General features: G+C 73.5%; 19 protein-coding genes. 13 read left to right on the top strand and 6 right to left on the bottom strand.

Annotation, left to right across the window (positions count from 1 at the left end; genetic code table 11):
- Positions 1 to 2: 2 nt before the first annotated feature.
- On the bottom strand, positions 3 to 764 hold the full coding sequence (locus tag ACFWEJ_RS09295; RefSeq protein ID WP_377228916.1) for a hypothetical protein: 762 nt from the start codon (positions 762 to 764) through the stop codon (positions 3 to 5).
- A 43-nt stretch (positions 765 to 807) separates the two neighbouring features.
- Between ACFWEJ_RS09295 and ACFWEJ_RS09290 the strand changes: the two genes are divergently transcribed.
- From ACFWEJ_RS09290 to ACFWEJ_RS09265, 6 genes are all read left to right on the top strand, one after another.
- Entirely contained in the window at positions 808 to 1593 is a 786-nt protein-coding gene (locus ACFWEJ_RS09290; protein WP_377228915.1) for an ABC transporter ATP-binding protein, read from the top strand.
- A 212-nt stretch (positions 1594 to 1805) separates the two neighbouring features.
- Positions 1806 to 2234, top strand: a complete 429-nt coding sequence (locus ACFWEJ_RS09285; protein WP_377228914.1) for an NfeD family protein — start codon at positions 1806 to 1808, stop codon at positions 2232 to 2234.
- A gap of 118 nt (positions 2235 to 2352) precedes the next feature.
- Positions 2353 to 3501 (top strand): SPFH domain-containing protein, encoded by a 1149-nt coding sequence (locus tag ACFWEJ_RS09280; RefSeq protein WP_377228913.1) that lies wholly within the window; start codon positions 2353 to 2355, stop codon positions 3499 to 3501.
- A 163-nt stretch (positions 3502 to 3664) separates the two neighbouring features.
- Positions 3665 to 4534 carry a TetR/AcrR family transcriptional regulator gene (locus ACFWEJ_RS09275; RefSeq protein ID WP_377228912.1) on the top strand — a complete coding sequence of 290 codons (870 nt, stop codon included), beginning with the start codon at positions 3665 to 3667 and terminating at the stop codon, positions 4532 to 4534.
- A complete protein-coding gene (locus tag ACFWEJ_RS09270) occupies positions 4534 to 6348 on the top strand; it encodes an ABC transporter ATP-binding protein (protein ID WP_377228911.1) in 1815 nt (604 codons plus the stop codon). The genes ACFWEJ_RS09275 and ACFWEJ_RS09270 overlap by 1 nt, the downstream gene beginning before the upstream one ends.
- Before the next feature lie 113 nt (positions 6349 to 6461).
- Positions 6462 to 8372, top strand: coding sequence for an ABC transporter ATP-binding protein (locus ACFWEJ_RS09265; protein ID WP_377228921.1), 1911 nt, complete (start codon positions 6462 to 6464; stop codon positions 8370 to 8372).
- A gap of 112 nt (positions 8373 to 8484) precedes the next feature.
- On the opposite strand, the gene ACFWEJ_RS09260 is transcribed toward ACFWEJ_RS09265, so the two are convergent.
- Positions 8485 to 9252: an SDR family oxidoreductase gene (locus tag ACFWEJ_RS09260; RefSeq protein WP_377228910.1), complete on the bottom strand. Its 768-nt coding sequence runs from the start codon at positions 9250 to 9252 to the stop codon at positions 8485 to 8487.
- Between the two features lie 101 nt (positions 9253 to 9353).
- On the opposite strand from ACFWEJ_RS09260, the gene ACFWEJ_RS09255 reads away from it, so the two are divergent.
- Positions 9354 to 10187: a helix-turn-helix transcriptional regulator gene (locus tag ACFWEJ_RS09255; protein WP_377228909.1), complete on the top strand. Its 834-nt coding sequence runs from the start codon at positions 9354 to 9356 to the stop codon at positions 10185 to 10187.
- Positions 10188 to 10203: 16 nt separating this feature from the next.
- On the top strand, positions 10204 to 10605 hold the full coding sequence (locus ACFWEJ_RS09250) for a YchJ family protein (RefSeq protein WP_377228908.1): 402 nt from the start codon (positions 10204 to 10206) through the stop codon (positions 10603 to 10605).
- 310 nt (positions 10606 to 10915) lie between these two features.
- Here ACFWEJ_RS09250 and ACFWEJ_RS09245 read toward each other — a convergent pair whose 3' ends face one another.
- Positions 10916 to 11527, bottom strand: a complete 612-nt coding sequence (locus tag ACFWEJ_RS09245) for a DNA-binding response regulator (protein WP_377228907.1) — start codon at positions 11525 to 11527, stop codon at positions 10916 to 10918.
- Positions 11524 to 12735, bottom strand: a complete 1212-nt coding sequence (locus ACFWEJ_RS09240; protein ID WP_377228906.1) for a sensor histidine kinase — start codon at positions 12733 to 12735, stop codon at positions 11524 to 11526. The genes ACFWEJ_RS09245 and ACFWEJ_RS09240 overlap by 4 nt, the downstream gene beginning before the upstream one ends.
- 186 nt (positions 12736 to 12921) lie before the next feature.
- Here ACFWEJ_RS09240 and ACFWEJ_RS09235 point away from each other — a divergent pair, with 186 nt between their 5' ends.
- Both ACFWEJ_RS09235 and ACFWEJ_RS09230 read left to right on the top strand, forming a co-directional pair.
- Positions 12922 to 13899, top strand: coding sequence for a hypothetical protein (locus ACFWEJ_RS09235; RefSeq protein ID WP_377228905.1), 978 nt, complete (start codon positions 12922 to 12924; stop codon positions 13897 to 13899).
- Between the two features lie 133 nt (positions 13900 to 14032).
- A complete protein-coding gene (locus ACFWEJ_RS09230; RefSeq protein ID WP_377228904.1) occupies positions 14033 to 16957 on the top strand; it encodes a hypothetical protein in 2925 nt (974 codons plus the stop codon).
- Here ACFWEJ_RS09230 and ACFWEJ_RS09225 read toward each other — a convergent pair.
- Positions 16932 to 17645, bottom strand: a complete 714-nt coding sequence (locus ACFWEJ_RS09225) for a sigma-70 family RNA polymerase sigma factor (protein ID WP_377228903.1) — start codon at positions 17643 to 17645, stop codon at positions 16932 to 16934. The two genes, ACFWEJ_RS09230 and ACFWEJ_RS09225, sit on opposite strands and share 26 nt — an antisense overlap.
- Before the next feature lie 189 nt (positions 17646 to 17834).
- Here ACFWEJ_RS09225 and ACFWEJ_RS09220 point away from each other — a divergent pair, with 189 nt between their 5' ends.
- Together ACFWEJ_RS09220 and ACFWEJ_RS09215 are read left to right on the top strand one after the other, a co-directional pair.
- Positions 17835 to 18917, top strand: coding sequence for a DNA polymerase IV (locus tag ACFWEJ_RS09220; protein WP_377228902.1), 1083 nt, complete (start codon positions 17835 to 17837; stop codon positions 18915 to 18917).
- A 25-nt stretch (positions 18918 to 18942) separates the two neighbouring features.
- Complete coding sequence (locus ACFWEJ_RS09215) at positions 18943 to 19770, top strand: TrmH family RNA methyltransferase (RefSeq protein WP_377228901.1); 828 nt, start codon at positions 18943 to 18945, stop codon at positions 19768 to 19770.
- Between the two features lie 87 nt (positions 19771 to 19857).
- On the opposite strand, the gene ACFWEJ_RS09210 is transcribed toward ACFWEJ_RS09215, so the two are convergent.
- The gene (locus ACFWEJ_RS09210; RefSeq protein WP_377228900.1) at positions 19858 to 20706 is read right to left on the bottom strand and encodes an MHYT domain-containing protein; all 849 of its coding nucleotides are present in this window, start codon (positions 20704 to 20706) and stop codon (positions 19858 to 19860) included.
- Between the two features lie 293 nt (positions 20707 to 20999).
- On the opposite strand from ACFWEJ_RS09210, the gene ACFWEJ_RS09205 reads away from it, so the two are divergent.
- Complete coding sequence (locus tag ACFWEJ_RS09205; protein ID WP_377228899.1) at positions 21000 to 21977, top strand: siderophore-interacting protein; 978 nt, start codon at positions 21000 to 21002, stop codon at positions 21975 to 21977.
- Positions 21978 to 22011 lie beyond the last annotated feature (34 nt).

Genomic DNA, 22011 nt, shown 5'->3' with positions numbered 1-22011 from the left:
CGTCAGGCGATCTGGCCGTACGTCGCTGCGCTCATCGCGTGGCGCGCCGTGCGGTCCACCTCGCGCAGCGCCGTGGAGCGCTGGTCGACCTGGAAGACGTTCACCGCCCCGCCGTCGTCCACCGTGCCCAGCGCGACGATCGCGCGCAGCCGGCTGGCGAGGTCCAGCACGCGGGCGCGCCGGCCGTCCAGGTGCGGCACCGGCCACGACGACGTGCTGGCCGAGCGGATCCGCTCGATCGCGTCGGCCGCGTCGTCGCGCCAGCGGGCGACGTCGAGCTGGTCCAGGGCGTCCGTGGCCGTCATCAGGCTCGTGCGCAGCTCGCGCTCGGCGTCGGCCACCGAGCCGATCGTGCCGTGCACCAGCGTGCTCCACGCGGGGACCGGCAGCACGCGCCACGTCACCAGGTGCCCCGGCTCGATGTGGCTGCCGAACGCCTGCACCCGCGGCACGGCGGCCCAGCTCCCGGCGGGTGTCGTGACCACCACGCACTCGCCGGCCTCCGTGGCCTCGTGGTTGGCGGCCGCCGGGACGCCCGCGGCGTCACCCGGCGCGGGCAGCAGCGCGCAGACCTCGCGCGGCCCCTCCGTCCACGCGGTGAAGAGGGTGTCGAGGTCTGTTCCGTCGGCAAAGCCTGCTAGCCCCTCCACGGTGTGCGGCTCGTCGTCGCCCACCACGGACTTCACGGCGTCCGAGGTGTCGCCTATGCCCTGCAGCCACAGGGCGAGCAGCACGCTCCGGGGGAGGTCCTGTTCGGTGTCCACCGCAGCACTGTAAATGACTGTCGACCAGGTAGGGTCGGTGCCCATGAGCTCGGTTCTCCATCTTGCGGGCGTCACCGTCCGTCGCGGCACCTCGACCATCCTCGATTCCGTGGACTGGCAGGTGAACGAGGGAGAGCGGTGGATCGTTCTCGGGCCCAACGGCGCCGGCAAGACAACCCTGCTCCAGATCGTCGCCGCGCGCCTGCACCCGACGTCGGGCACGGCGAAGATCCTGGACGCGACCCTCGGCCGTGTCGACGTGTTCGAGCTGCGCCCGCGCATCGGCATCTCCAGCGCGGCGCTCGCCGAGCGGCTGCCGACGGCGGAGACGGTGCGCGACGTGGTGCTGACCGCCGCCTACGGCGTGACGGGGCGCTGGCGCGAGAGCTACGACGAGCTCGACGAGCAGCGGGCCAAGGACCTGCTCTCGACCTTCGACGTCGACCACCTCGCCGAGCGCACCTACGGCACCCTCTCGGAGGGCGAGCGCAAGCGCGTGCAGATCGCCCGGGCCCTGATGACCGACCCCGAGCTGCTGCTGCTCGACGAGCCCGGCGCGGGCCTCGACCTGGGCGGCCGCGAGGAGCTGGTGGCCACGCTGGCCGGGCTGGCGAGCGACCCGGCCTCCCCGGTGCTGGTGCACGTGACGCACCACGTCGAGGAGATCCCGCCGGGCTTCACGCACCTGCTGCTCATGAAGAAGGCCGGGATCCAGGCGGCCGGCCCCATCGAGGAGGTCCTCACCGCGGACAACCTCTCGGCGGCCTTCGGACTGCCGCTGATGGTGGCCCACGGTGGGGGTCGCTGGCTGGCTCGCGCCGCCCGCTGACCGCATTTCCTGGCGCCCGGAAACCTGGAATGTTCAGGGCCCTCAGGAAAAGTGTTTGAAACGGCGATTTCACTACCGCTGTGTCAGTGGTCCTTGGTAAAGTCCGGGCAAAGGTCCGAGGTAGCGGTAATTTCACCGCGAGGGCCCGCCGTCGGAGAGGTTCCGGCGGCGCCCGGTCGCCAACCGGAGTGGACGCTCGGAGGGAGCAACCCATGGCGTGGTTGTGGTGGGTAGGGGCGGCGCTGATCTTCGCGCTGATCGAGCTCTTGTCGTTGGACTTCGTCTTCATCATGTTCGCCGGCGGTGCGCTGGCCGCGGCCGTCGCGAACGGCGCGGGTGCGCCGCTGTGGGTGCAGGCCATCGTGTTCGTGGTGGCGTCGGTGGTGCTGCTCGTGACGCTGCGCCCCACGCTGATCCGGCACCTGCGCAACAGCACGCCCAAGTCGCCCACCAACGCCGAGGCAAACGTCGGCCGTACGGCGTCGGTGGTCCAGGAGGTCAGCGCCGCGTCGGGGCTGGTCAAGCTCAGCGGAGAGGTGTGGAGCGCGCGCTCCGTGCCCGGGTCGCCGCTGCTGCCTGCCGGCACTAGCGTTCGTGTGGTCCAGATCGACGGCGCCACCGCCGTCGTCGAGCCGGCGTAACCGCCTGGCGCCTGGGCGCCTCTTTGTGTTCCCCCAGACAGTCCAAGTCAGAAGTTCCTGTGCTCATCAGGAGCTTGAAAGCCGCCCGCGGGCCAAGGCGCCCGCGTAAGGAGACGTCGTGGAGTCATTCGGGCAAGTCCTGCTCTATCTGATCATCGCCCTGGTGGTGATCGTCGGTATCGTCGCGGTGATCCGCGCCGTGCGGATCGTTCCTCAGTCGGTGGCGCTCGTGGTCGAGCGCCTGGGTCGGTACTCCAAGACGCTCGACCCGGGCCTGCACGTGCTGGTGCCGTTCGTGGACCGGGTTCGCGCCGGCGTGGACCTGCGTGAGCAGGTCGTCTCGTTCCCGCCCCAGCCCGTGATCACCAGCGACAACCTGGTGGTCGAGATCGACACCGTCATCTACTTCCAGGTGACGGACGCCAAGTCCGCGGTCTACGAGATCGCGAACTACATCACCGCCATCGAGCAGCTCACGGTGACCACGCTGCGTAACGTGATCGGCTCGATGGACCTCGAGCAGACGCTGACCAGCCGTGACCAGATCAACGGCCAGCTGCGTGGTGTGCTCGACGAGGCGACCGGTCGATGGGGCATCCGCGTCAACCGGGTCGAGCTCAAGTCGATCGACCCGCCGCCCTCGGTGCAGGGCTCCATGGAGCAGCAGATGCGCGCCGAGCGTGACCGCCGCGCCGCGATCCTCACCGCGGAGGGTGTCAAGCAGTCGGCCATCCTCACGGCCGAGGGTCAGAAGCAGTCCGAGATCCTGAAGGCCGAGGGTGACGCCCAGGCGCAGATCCTGCGGGCCGAGGGTGAGTCGCGCGCCATCCTCCAGGTCTTCGAGGCCATCCACCGCGGCGACGCCGACCCGAAGCTGCTGGCGTACCAGTACCTGCAGACGCTGCCGCAGATCGCGAACGGCACGTCGAACACCACCTGGGTCATCCCTACGGAGTTCACCGCCGCGCTGGGCAACATCGCCTCCGGCTTCGGTGGCGGCGCCGGCCCCGCGGTCCCGCCGCCCCCGCCGGGCGAGGGCCCCTCGGGTCCGCGCCTGCCCATCGACTCCGTTCTGGACGAGCCCCTGCTGCCGGACCCCGCCGAGGCTCTCGCCGAGGCGCAGCGGCAGGCCGAGGCCGCCACGGCCGACGCGACGAGCGCCGGCACCCGGTCGGGCGAGCCGTTCGACACCGAGTCCGAGCGCGGCCAGCGCCCGGGCGGGTCGGCGACGCCCCCGCCGGTGCCCCCGGCACCGCCGGCCGGCTGACGGCCGCACCCGGCTGACGGCTCGGCCGACCCGAACCGTCGCCAGCAGTTCACGGAAGCCCTCCGGTGCTCGCACCGGGGGGCTTCCGGCATGTCCGCCCACGGGTCTGCCGTGGGCGTAATCGAGTTGCGGAGTGAGCGCTCACTCAATTACTGTCGGCGGCATGGACAACGCACGGACGCGGGCACCCCGCATGTCGCCCGAGGACCGCAAGACGGCCATCGTCGACGCGGTGCTGCCGCTGGTCGCCGAGCGGGGGCACGACGTGACCTCGCGCGAGCTGGCGCAGGCCGCCGGGGTCGCGGAGGGCACGCTGTTCCGGGCGTTCGGCGACAAGACGGCGCTGGTCGGCGCCGTCGCCGTCGAGGGTCTGGCGCGGGCGGGCAAGCCCGAGCAGACCCTCGCCGAGCTCACCGGCATCGACTCCGCTCTGCCGCTCGAACGGCGCCTGGAGCTCGTCATCGAGCTGGGGCGGCACCGCGTGGCCGAGGTCATGCGGTGGATGTCCGTGCTGCGCAGCATGGCACCGTCGCCCGGCGGTCCGGGCATGCCGTTCGGCGCGCCGCCGGCCGCGTCCGGCGCCGCGGGCGGGTCCCCGCCGGTGGCGCCGCCGGGCCCGCCGGGCCCGCCCGGCGCGCGCGTCGTGACGCCGGGGCCGCCTCCCGGCACCGGGTCCGTGGCCGACCAGCACGAGCGCATGCTCACCTACCGCAAGACGCTGCTGGAGCAGCGGGCACAGCAGCGCGCGGCTACGGTCGAGGGGATCACCGCCGTCCTGGCGCCGGACGCGCACCGTCTGCGGGTCCCCGTCGAGGTGGCGATCTCGCTGGTCGAGTCCGCCATCGCGGGCGCGCACCTGCGGATCGACCACCTGCAGCCCGCGGTGCCGGCCGACGTGCTGGCCGACGCCCTCGTGAACGGCCTCGCCGGCCCCCCGAAATTGCCTGGCCCCGACACCGTGGAGGGTGCAGCCTCCACTGCGGGAGCCGGTGCACCAGGTTCTTCAACCCCCAGCCCTGAAGGGAACTCTTGATGCTCGTCACGCTCGCCCGGAGGTATCTGGGCCCGTACCGCTGGGCGGTGGTCGCGGTGCTCGTCCTGCAGCTGGTGCAGACGCTCGCGGCCCTGTACCTGCCCAGCCTCAACGCCGACATCATCGACCGCGGCGTGGTGCGCGGCGACATCGGCTACATCTGGAGCACGGGTGGCTGGATGCTGGTCGTGTCGCTGGGCCAGGTCGTCGCCTCGGTGATCGCCGTCTACTTCGGCGCGCAGGTCGCCACGGCGTTCGGCCGTGACCTGCGGCGCGACGTGTTCCACTCCGTGCAGACCTACTCGGCGCGCGAGATGGCGCAGTTCGGGGCGCCGACCCTGATCACGCGCAGCACCAACGACGTGCAGCAGGTCCAGATGACCGTGCTGATGACGTTCACCATCATGGTGATGGCGCCGATCATGCTGGTCGGCGGCGTCATCCTGGCGCTGTCCGAGAACGTCACGCTGTCCGCGCTGCTCGTCGTCATCGTGCCGGTGCTGGCCGCCACGGCCGGCGTCATCGTCTGGCGCATGGTGCCGCACTTCCGGCGCATGCAGAAGCGGATCGACGCCATCAACTCCGTGCTGCGCGAGCAGATCACGGGCCTGCGCGTGGTCCGGGCGTTCGTGCGCGAGCGGCGCGAGTCCCAGCGCTTCGGCGTGGTGAACGAGGAGCTGTTCGACACCTCGCTGCGCGCCGGCCGCCTGATGGCGCTGACGTTCCCGGTGGTCATGCTCATCATGAACCTGTCGTCCGTGGCCGTGCTGTGGTTCGGCGCGCACCTCATCGAGGACGGGAGCATGCAGATCGGCTCCCTGACGGCGTTCCTGAGCTACCTCATGTACATCCTCATGGCCGTGATGATGTCCACGATGATCTTCATGATGATCCCGCGCGCCGCGGTCGCGGCGGAGCGCATCGGGGAGGTCCTGGACACCGAGCCGTCCGTCGTCGACCCGGAGCACCCGGTCGCCCTGCCCGGCCTGCGGGTCGTGGAGGACGGCTCGCCGGAGAGCAACGGCTCGCCGGCGAGCAACGGTTCGCCCGACGGCGTCGGCGCGGGTCCGCGCGGCCGCGTCACCTTCGAGGGCGTCGAGTTCGGGTACCCGGGCGCCGAGGAGCCCGTGCTGTACGACCTGACGTTCACGGCTGAGCCGGGCCAGATCACGGCGATCATCGGCTCGACCGGCTCCGGCAAGTCGACGCTGCTCAACCTGGTGCCGCGCCTCTTCGACGCCACCGGCGGCACGGTCCGGGTGGACGACGTCGACGTGCGGGACCTCCTGCAGCGTGACCTCGGCTCGCTCATGGGCCTGGTGCCCCAGAAGGCGTTCCTGTTCACCGGGACCGTCGCCGACAACCTCCGGTACGGCAAGCCCGACGCCACCGAGGACGAGATGTGGGCGGCGCTCGAGGTGGCGCAGGCGCGCGACTTCGTCGAGGCGCTGCCGGACGGCCTGGAATCCGTCGTGGCGCAGGGCGGCTCGACGTTCTCCGGCGGGCAGCGGCAACGCCTCGCCATCGCGCGGGCGGTGATCCGCAAGCCCCGCATCTACCTGTTCGACGACAGCTTCTCCGCCCTCGACTACGCGACCGACGCCCGGCTGCGGGCGGCCCTGCGGCCGCAGACCGCCGACGCGACAGTGATCGTCGTCGCGCAGCGCGTGGCGACCATCCGCGACGCAGAGCAGATCCTGGTGCTCGACCACGGCAGCATCGTCGGCCGCGGCACGCACGCGCAGCTGCTGGCGGACAACCCGACGTACCAGGAGATCGTGACGTCCCAGATGAGCCTGGAGGAGGCGGCGTGAGCAACGAGGAGAAGCAGTCCCAGGGGGAGAGCACGACGGCGGCGCCGCCACGCGGCCCCGGCGGTCCCGGGCGTGGCCCCGGTGGGGGCGGCCCGATGGGCATGGGCATGGGTATGCCCGTGCAGAAGCCGATGGACTTCAAGGGTTCGCTGCGCCGGTTCGCCGGCATGCTGCGACCCGAGCGCCTGAACGTCGTGGTGCTCATGGTGCTGGGCATCGGTTCGGTGGCCCTGACGGTGCTCGGGCCCAAGCTGCTCGGCAACGCGACCAACGTGATCTTCGCGGGCGTCGTGGGCGCGCAGCTCCCCGCCGGGGTGACCACCGAGCAGGCCGAGGCCGGCCTGCGCGCAGCCGGCCAGGACCAGATGGCCGACCTGCTGAAGGGCGTGGTGGGAGTGGTGCCCGGCCAGGGCATCGACTTCACGCTGCTCATGCAGACCCTGGGCTGGGTCGTCGCGGCGTACGTCGGGGCGTTCCTGTTCGGCTGGCTCCAGTCGCGCATCACCGCCGGCGTCGTGCAGCGCACGATGCGGGACCTGCGCGACCAGGTCGAGGCGAAGCTGCACCGCATCCCGCTCTCGTACGTGGACGCCAAGCAGCGCGGCGAGATCCTCTCGCGCGTCACCAACGACATCGACAACGTGGCGCAGACCACCACACAGACCCTCGCGCAGCTCGTCACCGCCGTCCTGACGGTGATCGGCGTGCTCGGCATGATGTTCTGGATCTCGCCGGTCCTGGCGCTCGTGGCGCTCGTGACGGTGCCGCTGTCCGTGATCCTCACGGCGCAGATCGCCAAGCGCAGCCAGCCGCAGTTCGTGGAGCAGTGGGCGGCCACGGGGCGCCTGAACGCGCACATCGAGGAGTCGTTCACCGGGCACGCGCTGGTCAAGGTCTACGGGCACCAGGAGTCCACGGCGGAGGCGTTCGCCGAGGAGAACCGTGCGCTGTACTCGTCCAGCTTCAAGGCGCAGTTCATCTCGGGCACGATCCAGCCGGCGATGGGCTTCCTCGCGAACCTGAACTACGTGATCGTCGCGGTGATCGGCGGCCTGCGCGTCGCCTCGGGCACACTGTCGCTGGGTGACGTGCAGGCGTTCATCCAGTACTCGCGCCAGTTCACGCAGCCGCTCACGCAGGTGGCCTCCATGATGAACCTGCTGCAGTCCGGCGTGGCCTCCGCCGAGCGGGTGTTCGACCTGCTGGACGCGCCGGAGCAGTCCCCGGACCCGGAGCGGTCGCAGAAGGTGGAGCCGGTGCGCGGCCGGGTCGCGTTCGAGGACGTCACGTTCTCGTACACGCCCGAGCAGCCCCTGATCACCGGGCTGAACCTGGTCGCGGAGCCGGGGCAGACCATCGCCATCGTCGGCCCCACGGGCGCCGGAAAGACGACGCTGGTCAACCTCCTCATGCGGTTCTACGAGGTGGACGGCGGGCGCATCACCCTGGACGGCGTGGACACGCGCGACATGTCGCGCGACGACCTGCGCTCGTCGGTCGGGATGGTGCTCCAGGACACCTGGCTGTTCAAGGGCAGCATCGAGGAGAACCTCCGGTACGGCGTGCCCGACGGCGTCACGGTGGACGAGGACGAGTTCCTCGCCGCCACCCGGGCCACCCACGTGGACCCGTTCGTGCGGACGCTGCCGGACGGCTACGACACCGTCGTGGACGAGGAGGGCTCGTCGGTCTCGGCGGGCGAGAAGCAGCTCCTCACGCTCGCGCGGGCATTCCTGGCGGACCCGGCGATCCTCGTGCTCGACGAGGCGACGTCGTCCGTGGACACCCGCACCGAGGTGCTGGTGCAGGAGGCCATGAACCGGCTGCGCAAGGACCGGACGTCGTTCGTCATCGCGCACCGCCTGTCCACGATCCGCGACGCCGACGTGATCCTCGTGATGGAGCACGGCGACATCGTGGAGCAGGGCTCGCACGACGACCTGCTCGCCGCGAACGGCGCGTACGCGCGCCTGTACGCGAGCCAGTTCGCGGCCCCGGTCGTGGAGGAGCCTGCGGCGACGTGACCCGTGCCCGCCGCGCGGGCGGGCGCCGAGATGACCATGCAGCTGCTGCCAGGACGTGCTGAATCCTGGCAGCAGCTGCATGGTCCTTTTTGTCGGGCCCGGCCCGGCCAGGTCAGGAAGCGGCCACCGCGTGGGGGTCGGTCCCGTTGAGCGTGGCGACCACCTGGTCGTAGTCGCCGCGGACCTCGCCGTAGCGGAGGAACTTGACCCGCTCCACCTGGATCTCGTGGGCGTCGGGCCGGCTCTCCAGCAGCGCGAGGGCCTCGTCGACGAACTCGTCCAGCGGCATGGCCAGCGGGTTGGTGTCCTGGCCGGGCATCAGCTCGGTCCGCACGGACGGCGGCACCAGCTCCACCACGGACACGCGGGTGCCCGCGAGCTGCAGGCGGATGCTCTCCGAGAGCATGTGCACCGCCGCCTTGGACGCGTTGTACGACGGCGTGACACCGAGCGGCGTGAAGGCCAGGCCCGACGACACGGTGAGGATCGTCGCGTCGGGGCGGCTCTGCAGGTGCTCGGTGAACGCGGCGATCAGCCGGATCGGGCCGAGCACGTTGGTGGTGACGACGGCCTCGGCGTCCGCGAGGAAGCCCGGGGTGCGCCAGTCCTCGGCGCGCATGATCCCGGCCATCGGGACCAGCACGTTCACCGCGGGGAACCGCTCGATCACCTCGGCGGACGCGGACGCGATCGAGGCGGGGTCGCTGGTGTCGACGCGCACGGTGCCGAAGCCGTGCTCCGCGGCGAGGGCGTCCAGCGCCGTCGTGTCGCGGCCGCCGACGATCACGGTGTTGCCCCGGGCCTGGAGGCGGGTGGCGAGGGCGAGGCCGATGCCGCGCGTGCCGCCGGGGATGAAGACGGTGTTTCCGGAGGTGTTCATGGCTCCACCGTGCGGCCCCGGCGCCGACGGCGGGAGAGACCCGGTGAACCAGGGACCGGCGGTCCCTGGTTCACCCGGCGGGCGCGGCGCACGATGGGGGCATGAACCGCGCAGCCCTCGCCGACTTCCTCCGCCGACGCCGCGAGGCGCTGCGCCCGTCCGACGTCGGACTGGTGCCCGGGCCCCGCCGTCGCGCACCGGGGCTGCGCCGGGAGGAGGTCGCCGCCCTGACCGGGATGTCGGTGGACTACTACGCGCGGCTGGAGCAGCAGCGCGGGCCGCAGCCGTCCGAGCAGATGCTCGCCGCCCTCGCCCGGTCCCTGCGCCTGACCGCCGACGAGCGCGACTACCTGTTCCGCCTCGCCGGGCACGGCGTGCCGCGGCGCACGCCGGCCGACTCCCACGTGGCGCCCGCCCTGCTCCGGGTGCTCGACCGCCTGGAGGACGCCCCGGCGCTGATCATCTCGGGCCTGGGCGAGACGCTCGTGCAGAACCGCCTCGCCGAGGCGGTCTTCGGCCCGGCGCCCACCACCGGTCTGGCGCGCAGCTCCGTCTACCGGTGGTTCACCGACCCCGCGTCCCGGGACGTCTACCCGCCCGAGGACCACGACCGGCAGGCCCGGAGCCAGGTCGCCTCCCTGCGGGCGGCCCACGCGGCGGCCGGGCCAGGCTCGCCCGCCGACGAGGTGCTGCGCGCGCTGCTGCGGGAGAGCCCGGAGTTCGTGCGGCTCTGGGAGCTGCACGAGGTCTCCCGCCGCTTCGAGGACCACAAGACGCTGGTGCACCCCGAGGTGGGCCGCATCGACGTGGACTGCCAGGCGCTGTTCACCGAGGACCAGTCCCAGGCCCTCCTGGTGCTCACCCCCGCGCCGGGCAGCGCGGCCGAGGAGAAGATCCGCCTGCTCGCGGTGCTGGGGCACGAGACGTTCGCGTAGGTGCGAGGATCGCCTGGTGCACGACGACGAACGCTGCCCCTGCCTCTCCGGCGACACCTACGGCGCCTGCTGCGGGCGCTACCACTCCGGCGCCGCGACCGCCCCGACGGCCGAGGCCCTGATGCGCTCGCGCTACTCGGCCTTCGCCGTAGGGGACGGTGCCTACCTGCTGGCCACGTGGGCGCCGGACACCCGGCCCGACGACGCTGGGATCGGCGACGAGGAGTGGCGCCGCCTCGACATCCACCGCACGGAGCGCGGCGGCCCGTTCGACACCACCGGCCTCGTGGAGTTCACGGCCTTCTACCGCAACCCGGTCACGGGCGTGCGCGGCAGCCTGCACGAGACCAGCAACTTCGTCCGCGAAGACGGCCGCTGGTACTACGTCGACGGCGCCCGCGAGGCCCACTCGGGCTAGGCGCCGCGACGTCGGTGCGTGGGACGCGACGTCGGTGCCTGTGCCGCCGGACCCTGTGACGGCCGGCCAATCGCCGGCCGGGGACCGCCGGCGTCGCCGTTACCCGGGCGAGGGTGGCCGGGTGGGCCGGACTTCGCTCAGCAGGGACCCGGCACGTTCGGCCTGGCCGGACAGTCCTGCTGGGCCGGCAAACCCGGGTCGCAGCCGATCGAGATCCGGGTCACCCGGCCACGCCCGCAATGGTGGTGTCCACCTGCCAGGCCGTCGACGCTCGGCAGGGTGCAGCGACCTGCCGCACCGAGAAGGCCGGTCAGATCCAGCCTTCCTCCCACGCGCGGTGGGCCGCCGCGTGCCGGGTCGCGACGCCGAGCTTGGCCATCGCGGAGGACAGGTAGTTGCGCACCGTTCCCGGCGCGAGGTGCACGGCTGCCGCGATCTCGGACACCTGCGCGCCGGTTCGCGCCGCGCGCAGCACCTCCAGCTCCCGGTCCGTCAGCGGGCACTCGTTCTCCGTGAGCGCGGACGCCGCGATCTCGGGGTCCACGTACCGGTGCCCGACGGCGACGTCGCGCACGATCTGCGCGAGCCGCGCCGCGGGCGTCGACTTGGGGACGAAACCGCTCACCCCGGCGGCCAGCGCCCGGCGCAGGACGGCGGGGCGCGCGTGCCGCGTGACGATGATGATGCGGGGCGGCGTGCCGTCGGCGCCGGCCAGGATCTGCCCGGCGGCGTGCAGCCCGTCGGTGGGCGGCATCTCCAGGTCGAGGACCGCGACGTCGGGCCGGTGCTGCCCCGCGAGCCGGACCGCCTGGGTGGTGGTGGCCGCCTCGGCCACGACGTGCAGGTCCTCCTCGAGGTCGAGCAGGGCGCACAGCGCCCCGCGCAGCAGCTCCTCGTCGTCGGCCAGCAGCAGGCGGATCATCCGGTCACCGTCGCCGTGACCACGAACCGGTCCTCGTCGCTGACCCAGGACAGGCGGCCGCCGACGGCGTCGAGCCGCTCCGCGAGGGAGGCCAGCCCAGTCCCGTCGCCCGTCGTACCGACCGCGCCGGCGGAACCGGCTCCCGCCGAGCCGTTGCCCGACGCCGCCGGCCGCGCGCCGTCGTTGTCGATCACGAGGCGCGCTCCCGCGTCGTCCGGGACCAGCACGATTGCCGCGCGCGTGGCGCTGCTGTGCCGCAGCACGTTGGTGGTGGCCTCGCGGACCACCAGGCCCAGCAGGCTGCGCGGCGCCTGGGGAAGGGCGGCGGCGAGGCCCGCGTCGACGTCGGCGTGCACCTGGACGCCCGCCGCGGCCAGGACCCTGGACGCGTTGGCGATCTCGGCGTCGAGCGTGGTGCGCCGGTAGCCCTGCACCAGGGCGCGGGTCTCGCGCAGGGCGTCCCCGGCGAGCTGCTGCACCTCGCGCATCTGCTCGGCTGCGCGCGCCGGGTCGGCCTCCGCGAGCCGCGCGGCGAGCTCGCTCTTCAGGGCGATCACCTGGAGGTGGTGCCCCTGGATGTCGTGCAGGTCGGCGGCGAACCGCAGGCGCTCGTCCGCCACGGCGAGCTGTCCGGCGAGCCGCCGGGCGTCGTCGAGCCGCGTGGCCACCTGCCAGCCGTGGAGCATGCCGAGCATGGCCGGGCCGAACGCCACGACCATGAGGGCGGGCATCCACACGGCGTGCGCCACGTTGGGCTCGCCGGTGGCCAGCGCCGTGACCAGGCCGATCGCGGGCAGGACGACCAGCGCGAGGCCCAGCGCCTGCCACGCCCGGCGCGGCGGCAGGAACATGACGAGCACCGCGATCGTGGCGGCCGGCGCGATGGACCAGATCCCGAAGTTGCCGACGGCGAGCGGCACCGCCGCGGCGACCACCGCGGCGCCGATGGCGGTGACCAGCCAGCCGGCCGACGGCGCCCGGTCCCGCATCCGCTGCCCCAGCAGCACGCCGCAGGCGACGATCGTGGTCGCCGTGGACAGGCCGGTCAGGGCGCGCAGCCCGGCGGGGACGTCGGGGTCCAGCACCCAGTCGCCGACGGCGAAGCCCAGCACGCACGCCACGGTGCCCGCCAGCCCCCACCAGACGTTGCTGCGGAAGCTCGCGAGTCCGCTGCCGCCGTCGTCCGCGACGGCCGGGCCGGTGCTCATGACGCCATCCTGCCAGCGAGGACGCGGCTCCGGGGTGTGCCGCGGCACCTGGATGACATCTGTCATACGGGCTCGTGACAAGTGCCCGCGCCCGGGTGCGGTCCGGCACTACTGGCGCCCCGCGCCGCGCGACAGCGTGGAGAACAGCGCGGCGAGGAACGCCGCCCGGAGCGAGGAGACGGCGAGATGACGGAGACGACAGGCCGGGTCACGGCGGGAACGGCCGGCACGGCGGCGGCCTCGATGACGGTGCCGGTCCGGGGAGACGGCACGGGCGACACCGCGTCGCCCACGGCGGCCCACGCGGCGGCCCACGGAGCCGCCGACGCCCACCCGGCACGCGACACCGAGCCGGTGTCCCGGGCCCGGGTGGTCGGCCGGTTCCTGGCGCACCTGGCCGAGATGGTCGTGGTGATGATGCTCGGCATGCTGGCGCTGGCCCCGGCGTGGGACTTGGCGGGCGCCGCCCTCGGCGTCGAGGCGGCGCTGGCCCGGCCGGACGTCGGGGCCGTGGTGATGGTCCTGGACATGGTCGCGGCCATGACGGTGTGGATGCGGGTGCGGCGGCACGGCTGGGCCGCGATCTGGGAGATGAACGCCGCGATGGCGGCGCCGTTCGCGGTGCTGCTCGCGCTGTTCTGGGCCGGGGCCGCCACGGCGGGCGACCTCATGCTCTGGGGCCACGTGCTGATGGTGCCGGCCATGGCGGGCGCCATGCTGCTGCGCCCGGCCGAGTACACGCAGCACGTCCACGGGTTCGACCTGGCGTGGCTGAGGGGCCGGTGGCCCGTGCTGCTCGGGCTGGCGCTGCTCGCCCTGACGATCGCGGGCGGGGTGGGCGGCCTCCCGCCGTGGCTGATCCTGGGGGTCGCGCTCGTGTACCCCGTGGTGGGTCTGGTGCGGCGCAGCATCCGGGGCCGGTCGATGGTGCTGCTGCAGGCGGCCGGGCTCGCGGTCTTCGCGGTGGTCGCGCTGCTGGCCACGGCCTTCGCGGGGCAGGACACCGGGGCGTACGTGGTCGCGGCGGGCCTGGTGGGCCACGCGGTCTGGGACGCGTTCCACCACCGGGCCGGCGCGGTCGTGTGGCGCTGGTACGCCGAGGCGTGCGTGGTCTACGACCTGCTGCTGGCCGCGGCGGTGGTCGCGGTGACGTTCGCCCCCTGAGGCGGCGGTACCCAGCCCGGCGACGCCCCAGGTCAGCCCACCCGGCCGGATCCTGCGTGATTCCCGCAGGATCCGGCCGGGCCGCGCGTGGCGGCACGCCCGGCGGCGTCGGGCACCCCTACGTTGGGGCGCTATGGACAGCGCGCCCGGAACCGTCCCCGGTACCCAGCCCGGCACCCCGCCCAGCATCCTCGAGCTGCGGATCCACGGCGTCGCGAACGCGCTGCCGTACGGCGCGCTCGGGCTGCCCCGGGACGAGGTGACCCAGTCCGACGGCGACGGCCTGGGCAGCTTCTGGGTCCCCGCGCCGGCCGCCGAGGCGCGGGACCGGGCGCTCCCGCCGGGCGACGTGCACGCGATCCGGCCGGACGTGCGCCGCGAGGCCTACTCGTGGGGCGCGATGGCCCGCCTCGGCGGACTGCCGTTCGGCGGCCTCCTGGGCGTCGTGGGGACGCTCGCGGTGCGCCTGCTCTGGGCGGCGATGGTCCCGTTCGGCCTGGTCAACGCCGCGTACTGGGCCCGCCGCATCCCGGCCCCGCTCCCGGCGGCGCACCGGCCCACGGCGCGCGACACGCGCCCGGGCAGCCTGCGCCCGGACCCGACGGCCGCGCTGACCCGCGTGTTCTCGCTCGGGCTGACGCTGCTGTTCGTCTCGGCCGTCGCGACGGTCGCGCTGTCGGTTGTCGGCACGCGCTGCATCGGGCTGGCCGGCCGCGGCCCCGACGCGGTGGTCCCCGTCTGCGCCCGCATCCCCGAGGCGCTCCACGGCCTGGCCCGGCTCGACGTCGGCGACCGCCTGGCGCTCCTGTCGCTGGTCCCGGTGCTGCTGGTCGCGATCCTGGTGGCCGTGGCGCACGGCGGCCAGGTCCGGTTCGAGTCGAAGTTCTCGGTGATGCGCGCCGGGCGCACCGTGCCGCCGTCGGGCCCGCCGCTGCACCGCGCGGGCTTCTGGTCGCAGCGCTCGGGCTCGGGCCTGCTGTGGGCGCACCTGGGCGCGGCGCTCGCCCTGACGGGGCAGTACCTCACCTGGACGCGCTACGCCGACGCCGGCCTGCCGGCCCCCGGCCTCCCGCTGGTGGCCCTGGTCGTGATCCTGGGGGCGTGCGCGTTCGTCGCCCTGCGCACCGACGACGACGGCGTCCAGGCGGTCACCCCGCGCTGGAAGGCCCGGGCCGGCCTCGCCGTGTTCGCCGCCGGGCTGCTGGTCTGGCTGCTGGCGTGCGCCGCCTGCGTCGCCGGGCCGCAGCCGGAGCGGATGCCCGCGCTGATCGGCCTGGACCTGGTGCCGGCGCTGCTCGGCGTCGGCCTGGGCGGCATCGCCGCGACCGGCCTCGCCTGGCGCACCGCGCGCAGCACCCGGGCCGTCGCGGCGTGGACGGCGGTGCCGGTGGTCGCCACCGCGTGCGTCGGCGTCGTGCTGGTCACCCAGCCCGGCCCGGGGCTGCGCTACCTGCTCGTGGCCGTCGCGCTGCTCGCCGTGCTGAGCCCCGTGGTGGTCGTGGGGGCCGCGATGCTGCTGCGGCGCCGGGCCACCGAGGGCTGGAACGGCGCCGGGCCGGGGGTGTTCCTGCTGGTCTCCGTCGCGGCGGCAGCCGTCTACTCCAGCCTGCTGGTGCTCGGCGTGCAGTGGGCCCTGCGCACCGGCGAGCACCCCGCGCCGGAGCCCCTCGGGGGCGGCCTGGTCGGCGTCGCGCGCACCGTGCCCGACCCCGAGCTCGTGCGGGTCCCGCCGGTCTACACCGAGTTCGGCACGGCATCCGTGGTGATCGCGCTCGTCTTCGTGGTGCTGCTGGTCGTGGCGGCGGCCGGGCCGTACGTCATCGACACCCTGCGCTCGCGGGCGCTCTGGATCCCGGGCGCGCCGCGCACGCTCGGGCCGCCGTACGGCCCCGCGGTGCCCGCCTGGCGGGCGGTCGCGGACGCCCCGGGCCCCGACGGCGGCGCCAACCCCGTGCTGGAGCGGGTGCTGCGGGGCCGGCAGGTCGCGGCCATGTCGCACCGGGTCGAGCTCGCCGGCGGCGCCCTGGCGGCCGCGTGCTACGTCGCGGCCCTGGTGGCCCACATCCCGCTGATCGCCCGGCCCGGCGGCACCGGGGCGGTCCAGGTGCCCCCGTGGCTCTCGTCGCTGGCGGTGCCGGCCCTCGGGGTGCTGGCGGCGACGCTGGTGGCCAGCGCGCTGGCGGGCGCCTCGGGCGGCGTCCCGGGCCGTCCGTGGGGGCTGCTGTGGGACCTCCTGTGCTTCCTGCCGCGCAGCGCCCACCCGTTCGGCCCGCCGAGCTACGCGGAGCGCGTGGTGCCCGAGGTGCGCTCCCGCGTGGACGCCTGGCTCACCGGCGCCGACATCGCCGACGACGCCGAGCGCGCGCGGGTGGCTCCCGGGCGGCGCGTGGTGCTGTCCGGGCACTCGATGGGCGGCGTGCTGGCGGCCGCCGTCATCCTGATCCGGGCGGGCAACCCGGTGGCCGACGGCGCGTCCGACACGTCGTCCGGCACCTCGTCCGACACTGCCGACGGACGCATCGGCCTGCTCACCTACGGCATGCAGCTGCGGCCGTTCTTCGGCCGGTTCTTCCCCGACCTCCTGGGGTCGTCGACCACGGGCCTGCCGCCGAGCACCGGACCCGCCTGGTCCGCGGACCCGTGGGGCGGGCAGGTCGAGGCCGCCGCTCGCGACGAGCGCGCGGCGGGTTCCGGACCCGGGGCCGTTCCGGCGGCGCCGTTGACGCCGGAGGGCCCCGAGCCCGGTTCGGGGGAACAGGCCACGCTGCTCTCGCTGCTGACCTGCGGTGCGAAGCCCGCGTGGGTGAACCTGTGGCGGCGCACCGACTTCCTGGGCTTCCCGGTGATGGGCTACGGGGAGAACGACGTCGACCGCGGGGCGGAGGAGATGGACCGGTCGGCCTATCTCTTCGCGGTGGCGACGCACTCGGGGTATCCGGCGTCGTGGGCGTACCACGAGGCGCTGGACGAGGTGATCGGTCGGCTGAGGGTGCGGCTGACGCCGGCCGGGCAGTCGGGTGCCCAGCCGGCGGTCACGCAGCGAGGGGAGCCGGGCTGACGACGTCGCGGAGCCGGGCCAGCGCGGACTCGAGGATCTGCGCCACGCGCTCCTTGGTCACGCCGAGGCGGCGGCTGATCTCGTCGAGGGTGCGCGTGGTGCCGTCCAGGAGGCCGAAGCGCATCTCCAGGACCCGGGCCTCGACGGCGTCCAGGTGGGCCAGGGCCTGCCGGACGCGGCGGCGCAGCAGGTTCTGCTCGGGGGTGGGCCCGCTCGTGCGCTCGGCCTGCTCGGCGGCGGCGACGGCGCGGACGATCGAGCGGCGTACCCAGCGGTGGGCGTACGCGGCGAACGTGCCGTGCGCGGGGTCGTACGAGTCGGCGGCGCGGACCAGGCCGACGTTGCCCTCCTGCACGAGGTCCATGAACGGCAGGCGGCCCGCGTAGGAGCCGGCGACGGCCGGGACGAGGCGGAGGTGGGCGAGGACGAGACGCTCCTTCGCGTATTGCCCGTCCTTGACCCTGGTCTCAAGCTGTGCGCGCAGGCTGGGGGAGACCGCGGTGGCGTCGAGGGTGCGCGCGGCGTCCGCTCCGGCGACTGCTCGCTCGAGGAGGGACTCCAGCTGCGCGTCGTCCAGCGACGGCGTGCGCTCGATCATTGCCGCGTAGGACTGCGGCAACGCCGGGTGCGGGGCGGGTTCCTTGCCGCGGCGCGGGCGGGGAGACCGGGAGTTCCTGGCAGTTCTCATCGCAGCTCTCCTGTTGAGTGAGACGAACTTTCCTTGCCCCGGAGAATATGGAGTCTTGAGGCTCCGTGGGAAGAGGGGAGAGTTTCGCTGTGAGAGATAACGGGACGATAACGGTGTGCCAGCCGGCTGCCGCGCGGCAACGCGCGTTCCAGGCAGGACAGTCCGGGCCCCCTCCGGGAGACTCGTGACATGGGCCCGCGTGCCTTCCCCTGGGTGCTGCACGTCGACCTCGACCAGTTCCTGGTCGCGGTCGAGATCCTGCGGCGCCCCGAGCTCGCCGGGCGACAGGTCATCGTGGGCGGGCGCGGCGACCCGGCGGAACGGACAGTGGTCTCCACCGCGTCGTACGAGGCGCGGGAGCTCGGCGTCGGGTCGGGCATGCCGCTGCGGGTCGCGGCCCGCAGGGCGCCGGACGCGATCATCCTGCCCGTCGACCGCGAGGCCTACCTCGAGGCCTCGGGGCACGTCATGGACACCCTGCGCGGGCTCGGCACGGTGGTTGAGGTGCTCGGCTGGGACGAGGCGTTCCTCGGCTGCGACACCGACGACCCGGAGGCGGTCGCCCGCCGGGCGCAGGCGGCGGTCCTCGACGCCACCGGCCTGCACTGCTCGGTCGGCATCGGCGACAACAAGATCCGCGCGAAGATCGCCACCGGGTTCGGCAAGCCCGCGGGCGTCTTCCGCCTCACCGGGCACAACTGGTTCGACGTGATGGGTCAGCGGCCCACCATCGACCTGTGGGGCGTCGGGCCCAAGGTATCCAAGCGCCTCGCGGCCCACGGCATCGCGACCGTCGCCGACCTCGCCGCGGCCGACGGCGACGTGCTGGTCGCCGAGTTCGGGCCGCGCATGGGCGCCTGGTACGGCGACCTGGGCCGCGGGCAAGGCTCCGCCGTCGTCGACGACACGCCCTGGGTGGCGCGCGGGCACAGCCGCGAGACCACCTACCAGCGCAACCTCACCACGCCCGAGCAGGTGGAGGCCGCGCTGCGGGACCTGGTCACGCAGGTGCACGCCGACACCGAGGCGGAAGGGCGGCCGGTCTTCCGGGTGGGCCTCAAGGTGCGCTACGCGCCCTTCTTCACGCAGGACCGCTCGAAGAAGCTGTCGGCCCCGACGCGGTCGCTCGGGGACCTGACCGCCGCCGTCCTCGCCCTGGCGGAGGGCATGGAACCGGGCCGCGAGGTGCGCCTGCTCGGCGTCCGCGCCGAGATGGTGATGCCCGACGACGGCGACCCGGTCGAGCGCACCCCCGTCCGCGGGCGGATCTGACCGGACCGTCAGGGAGAATGGATCGGTGACCACCCTCGACGTCGTCCGCATCGACGACCCCGCCGACGAGCGCCTGGCCGACTACAACAGCCTCACGGACGTGGTCCTGCGCTCCAAGCACGAGCCGGCCAAGGGCCTGTACATCGCGGAGAGCTCCACGGTGATCCGGCGGGCGCTCGCGGCGGGTCACCGGCCGCGCTCGTTCCTCATGGCGCCCAAGTGGCTCGACTCGATGAGCGAGGTGATCGCCCAGTCAGGTGCCCCCGTCTACGTCGCCGAGGAGCCGCTGCTCAAGGAGATCACGGGCTTCCACCTGCACCGCGGCGCCCTGGCCGCGATGCACCGGCCGCCGCTGCCGAGCGTGCACGAGCTGCTCGCGGGGGCGCGGGGCGGGGCGGGCGCGCGGCGGGTGGCGGTGCTGGAGGACGTCGTGGACCACACCAACGTCGGCGCCGCCTTCCGCAGCGCCGCCGCGCTCGGCGTGGACGCGGTGCTCGTCTCGCCGCGCTGCTCGGACCCGCTCTACCGGCGCTCGGTGCGGGTGTCGATGGGCACGGTGTTCCAGGTGCCGTGGACCCGGGTCGAGGCCTGGCCCGAGGGTCTGCACGACCTGCGCGCGGACGGTTTCACGGTCGCGGCGCTCGCCCTGACCGACGACTCGATCACGCTCGACGAGCTGGTCGCGGACCCGCCGGACAAGCTCGCGCTCGTGCTCGGCACCGAGGGCGACGGCCTGACCAAGGGCGCGGTCGAGGCCGCCGACCTGGTGGTGCGCATCCCGATGGCGGGCGACGTCGACTCCCTCAACGTCGCCGCGGCGTCGGCGGTGGCCTTCTGGGCCACCCGCGTCTGACGGCGCCCGCGTCTGACGGCGCCCGCGTCTGACGGCGCCCGCGTCTGACGGCGCCCGCGGCCGGGCGCCGCACGACGCCGCGCCGGCTCAGAGCAGCTGGGACCGGCGGGGAGCGGAGGTCTCGCGATGGATCTCGTCCTGGCGGCCCTGCCAGCCCTTGAACTTCTCCTGCGCCTCCATCTCCTGGGGGCTGGGCGCCAGCCCGACCACCAGCAGCATCATGATCGTGCTGATCGTGACGCCGATGATGAGCGGCCCTAGGAGCGCTCCCACACCGATGCCGCTCTCGATCGGCATGATCGCGTTGGTCTCCTCGGCCCGCATGGCCGCCATGCCCGTGTAGTGCATGCCGGAGACGGCGAGGCCCATGATGGCCGTCGCGCCCGCGCCGGCGGCGAAGTTGCGCACCTTCGCCGAGAGCCAGAGGCCCGCCGTCGCGGCGACGATCCCGATGACCACCGACGCGATGACGGTCGGGATGTCGTAGGTGATCTCCACGCCCACGTGGAGGGCGCGCATCCCGAGGTAGTGCATGGCGGCGATGCCCAGGCCGGTGATCAGGCCGCCCGCGACCAGGGCGACCGGCCCGACGCCCGCGGTGCGGACGATGAACAGGCCGAGGCCCACGACGACGATGGCGAGCAGGCCGCTCACCAGCGTCAACGGGACGTCGAAGCGGGTCTCGGTGCCCCGGACGTAGAACCCGAGCATGGCGACGAAGTGCATCACCCAGATGCCCGTGCCGCCGATCGAGATCGCGCCGAGGCCGAGCCAGGCGACGCTCGCGAAGCCATGGGCCACGCGGGCGCGGGCCGTGCAGGTCAGGCCGACGGCGCAGCCGGCGCACGAGAGCAGGAACGAGAGGACGGGGGTGACCCAGCCCAGCGCGAAGTGGTCGATCATGATGTCGTTCTCCAGCGAGTGCAGAGTGTGCAAGGGGGGTGCGACCCGCCGCCGCTCAAGAGCGCCGCGAGGACATCGCGAGGACGTCGCGAAGACGTCGAAGCGGTTCGGATCATCGCCAAATTAGCGGGTCTATGGGATGAGATGCACTGTTTGTACAGGGTTAATTCCATGCGGCAAGGGGTGATCTTTTCGCTCCGTGTGGAGCCGCTTTTCCCGGGGTTTCCGTTCCTCGCCCGAGGTGCGCCCACGCTGTGACGCAGGTCCCGTCCCACGGTCCGGAGGGAGTGGAACAGGCCCGGCAAAGTTAGGTTAGGCTCACCGTCGTGACCATCAAGACCGAGGGGCTCGCCGTCAAGCCCTCGCGAATGTTCGATGTCCAGGTCGCGCGCGTGACGCGCCTGTGCCCGTCCTTCGTCCGGTTCACCTTCACGGGTCCGGACCTGGACAAGTTCGCGGACAACGGCCGTGACCAGCGCATCAAGCTGCTGCTCCCGTCGCCCCAGGGCGGCTGGGACGCCCTGCGCCGCGACGACCCCGACTGGTACGCCGCCTGGCGCATGCTCCCCGACGAGCACCGCAACCCGATGCGCACCTACACGGTCCGCACCGTGCGGCAGAACATGCGCGAGGTCGACGTCGACGTCGTGATGCACGGCGACACCGGCCCCGCGTCGCGCTGGGCCCTGACGGCGGCCGCCGGCGACCCCCTGGTCATCATGGGTCCCAACGCCGAGTACGACGGCGTGCACGGCGGCGTCGAGTTCGCCCCGCCGGCGTCGGGCCATGCGCTGCTGCTGGCCGGTGACGAGACCGCGGTGCCCGCCATCGCGGCCATCTGCGAGTCCTTGCCCGCGGACGCCGTGGGCGAGGTCTTCCTGGAGGTGCCCCACCCGGAGGACGGCTGGCAGCTCGGCGCGCCCGAGGGCGTGCGCGTGCACTGGCTGGCCCGCGACGGGCGCGAGCACGGCGACGTGCTGGTCCCGGCCGTGCAGGCCGCCGCCGACCGGCTGCTCGCGATGGGTGTGCGGCCGTCGTCGGACACCTCGCCGGCGCTGACCGCCGCGGGCGTCGACCTCTCGGGCGAGGCCGACGACGTCGACATCGACACGGGCATCCTCTGGGAGGTGCCGGTCGACGAGGCGGGCCGCCCCCTGGCGCAGGACACCGTGCTGTACGCGTGGCTCGCGGGCGAGGCGGGCGTCATCAAGACGCTGCGCCGCTACCTCGTCAACGAGTGCCAGGTGGACCGCAAGTCCGTGGCGTTCATGGGCTACTGGCGCAAGGGCCGCGCGGAGAACTGATCCCGCGGCGCACGAGCCCACGAACCGCGTCGAC

Source organism: Promicromonospora sp. NPDC060204 (assembly GCF_042728455.1).
Classification (GTDB): domain Bacteria; phylum Actinomycetota; class Actinomycetes; order Actinomycetales; family Cellulomonadaceae; genus Promicromonospora.
Note: the sequence above shows the minus strand (reverse complement) of the source record. Positions and strands in the feature narration are given on the sequence as shown.

Bases quoted from the DNA above. Each gene is read 5' to 3' on its own strand.
- ACFWEJ_RS09290 (WP_377228915.1), top strand. From the start codon at position 808: ATGAGCTCGGTTCTCCATCTTGCGGGCGTCACCGTCCGTCGCGGCACC.
- ACFWEJ_RS09285 (WP_377228914.1), top strand. From the start codon at position 1,806: ATGGCGTGGTTGTGGTGGGTAGGGGCGGCGCTGATCTTCGCGCTGATC.
- ACFWEJ_RS09275 (WP_377228912.1), top strand. From the start codon at position 3,665: ATGGACAACGCACGGACGCGGGCACCCCGCATGTCGCCCGAGGACCGC.
- ACFWEJ_RS09270 (WP_377228911.1), top strand. From the start codon at position 4,534: ATGCTCGTCACGCTCGCCCGGAGGTATCTGGGCCCGTACCGCTGGGCG.
- ACFWEJ_RS09265 (WP_377228921.1), top strand. From the start codon at position 6,462: ATGCCCGTGCAGAAGCCGATGGACTTCAAGGGTTCGCTGCGCCGGTTC.
- ACFWEJ_RS09260 (WP_377228910.1), bottom strand. From the start codon at position 9,252: ATGAACACCTCCGGAAACACCGTCTTCATCCCCGGCGGCACGCGCGGC.
- ACFWEJ_RS09255 (WP_377228909.1), top strand. From the start codon at position 9,354: ATGAACCGCGCAGCCCTCGCCGACTTCCTCCGCCGACGCCGCGAGGCG.
- ACFWEJ_RS09245 (WP_377228907.1), bottom strand. From the start codon at position 11,527: ATGATCCGCCTGCTGCTGGCCGACGACGAGGAGCTGCTGCGCGGGGCG.
- ACFWEJ_RS09240 (WP_377228906.1), bottom strand. From the start codon at position 12,735: ATGAGCACCGGCCCGGCCGTCGCGGACGACGGCGGCAGCGGACTCGCG.
- ACFWEJ_RS09235 (WP_377228905.1), top strand. From the start codon at position 12,922: ATGACGGAGACGACAGGCCGGGTCACGGCGGGAACGGCCGGCACGGCG.
- ACFWEJ_RS09230 (WP_377228904.1), top strand. From the start codon at position 14,033: ATGGACAGCGCGCCCGGAACCGTCCCCGGTACCCAGCCCGGCACCCCG.
- ACFWEJ_RS09225 (WP_377228903.1), bottom strand. From the start codon at position 17,645: ATGAGAACTGCCAGGAACTCCCGGTCTCCCCGCCCGCGCCGCGGCAAG.
- ACFWEJ_RS09220 (WP_377228902.1), top strand. From the start codon at position 17,835: ATGGGCCCGCGTGCCTTCCCCTGGGTGCTGCACGTCGACCTCGACCAG.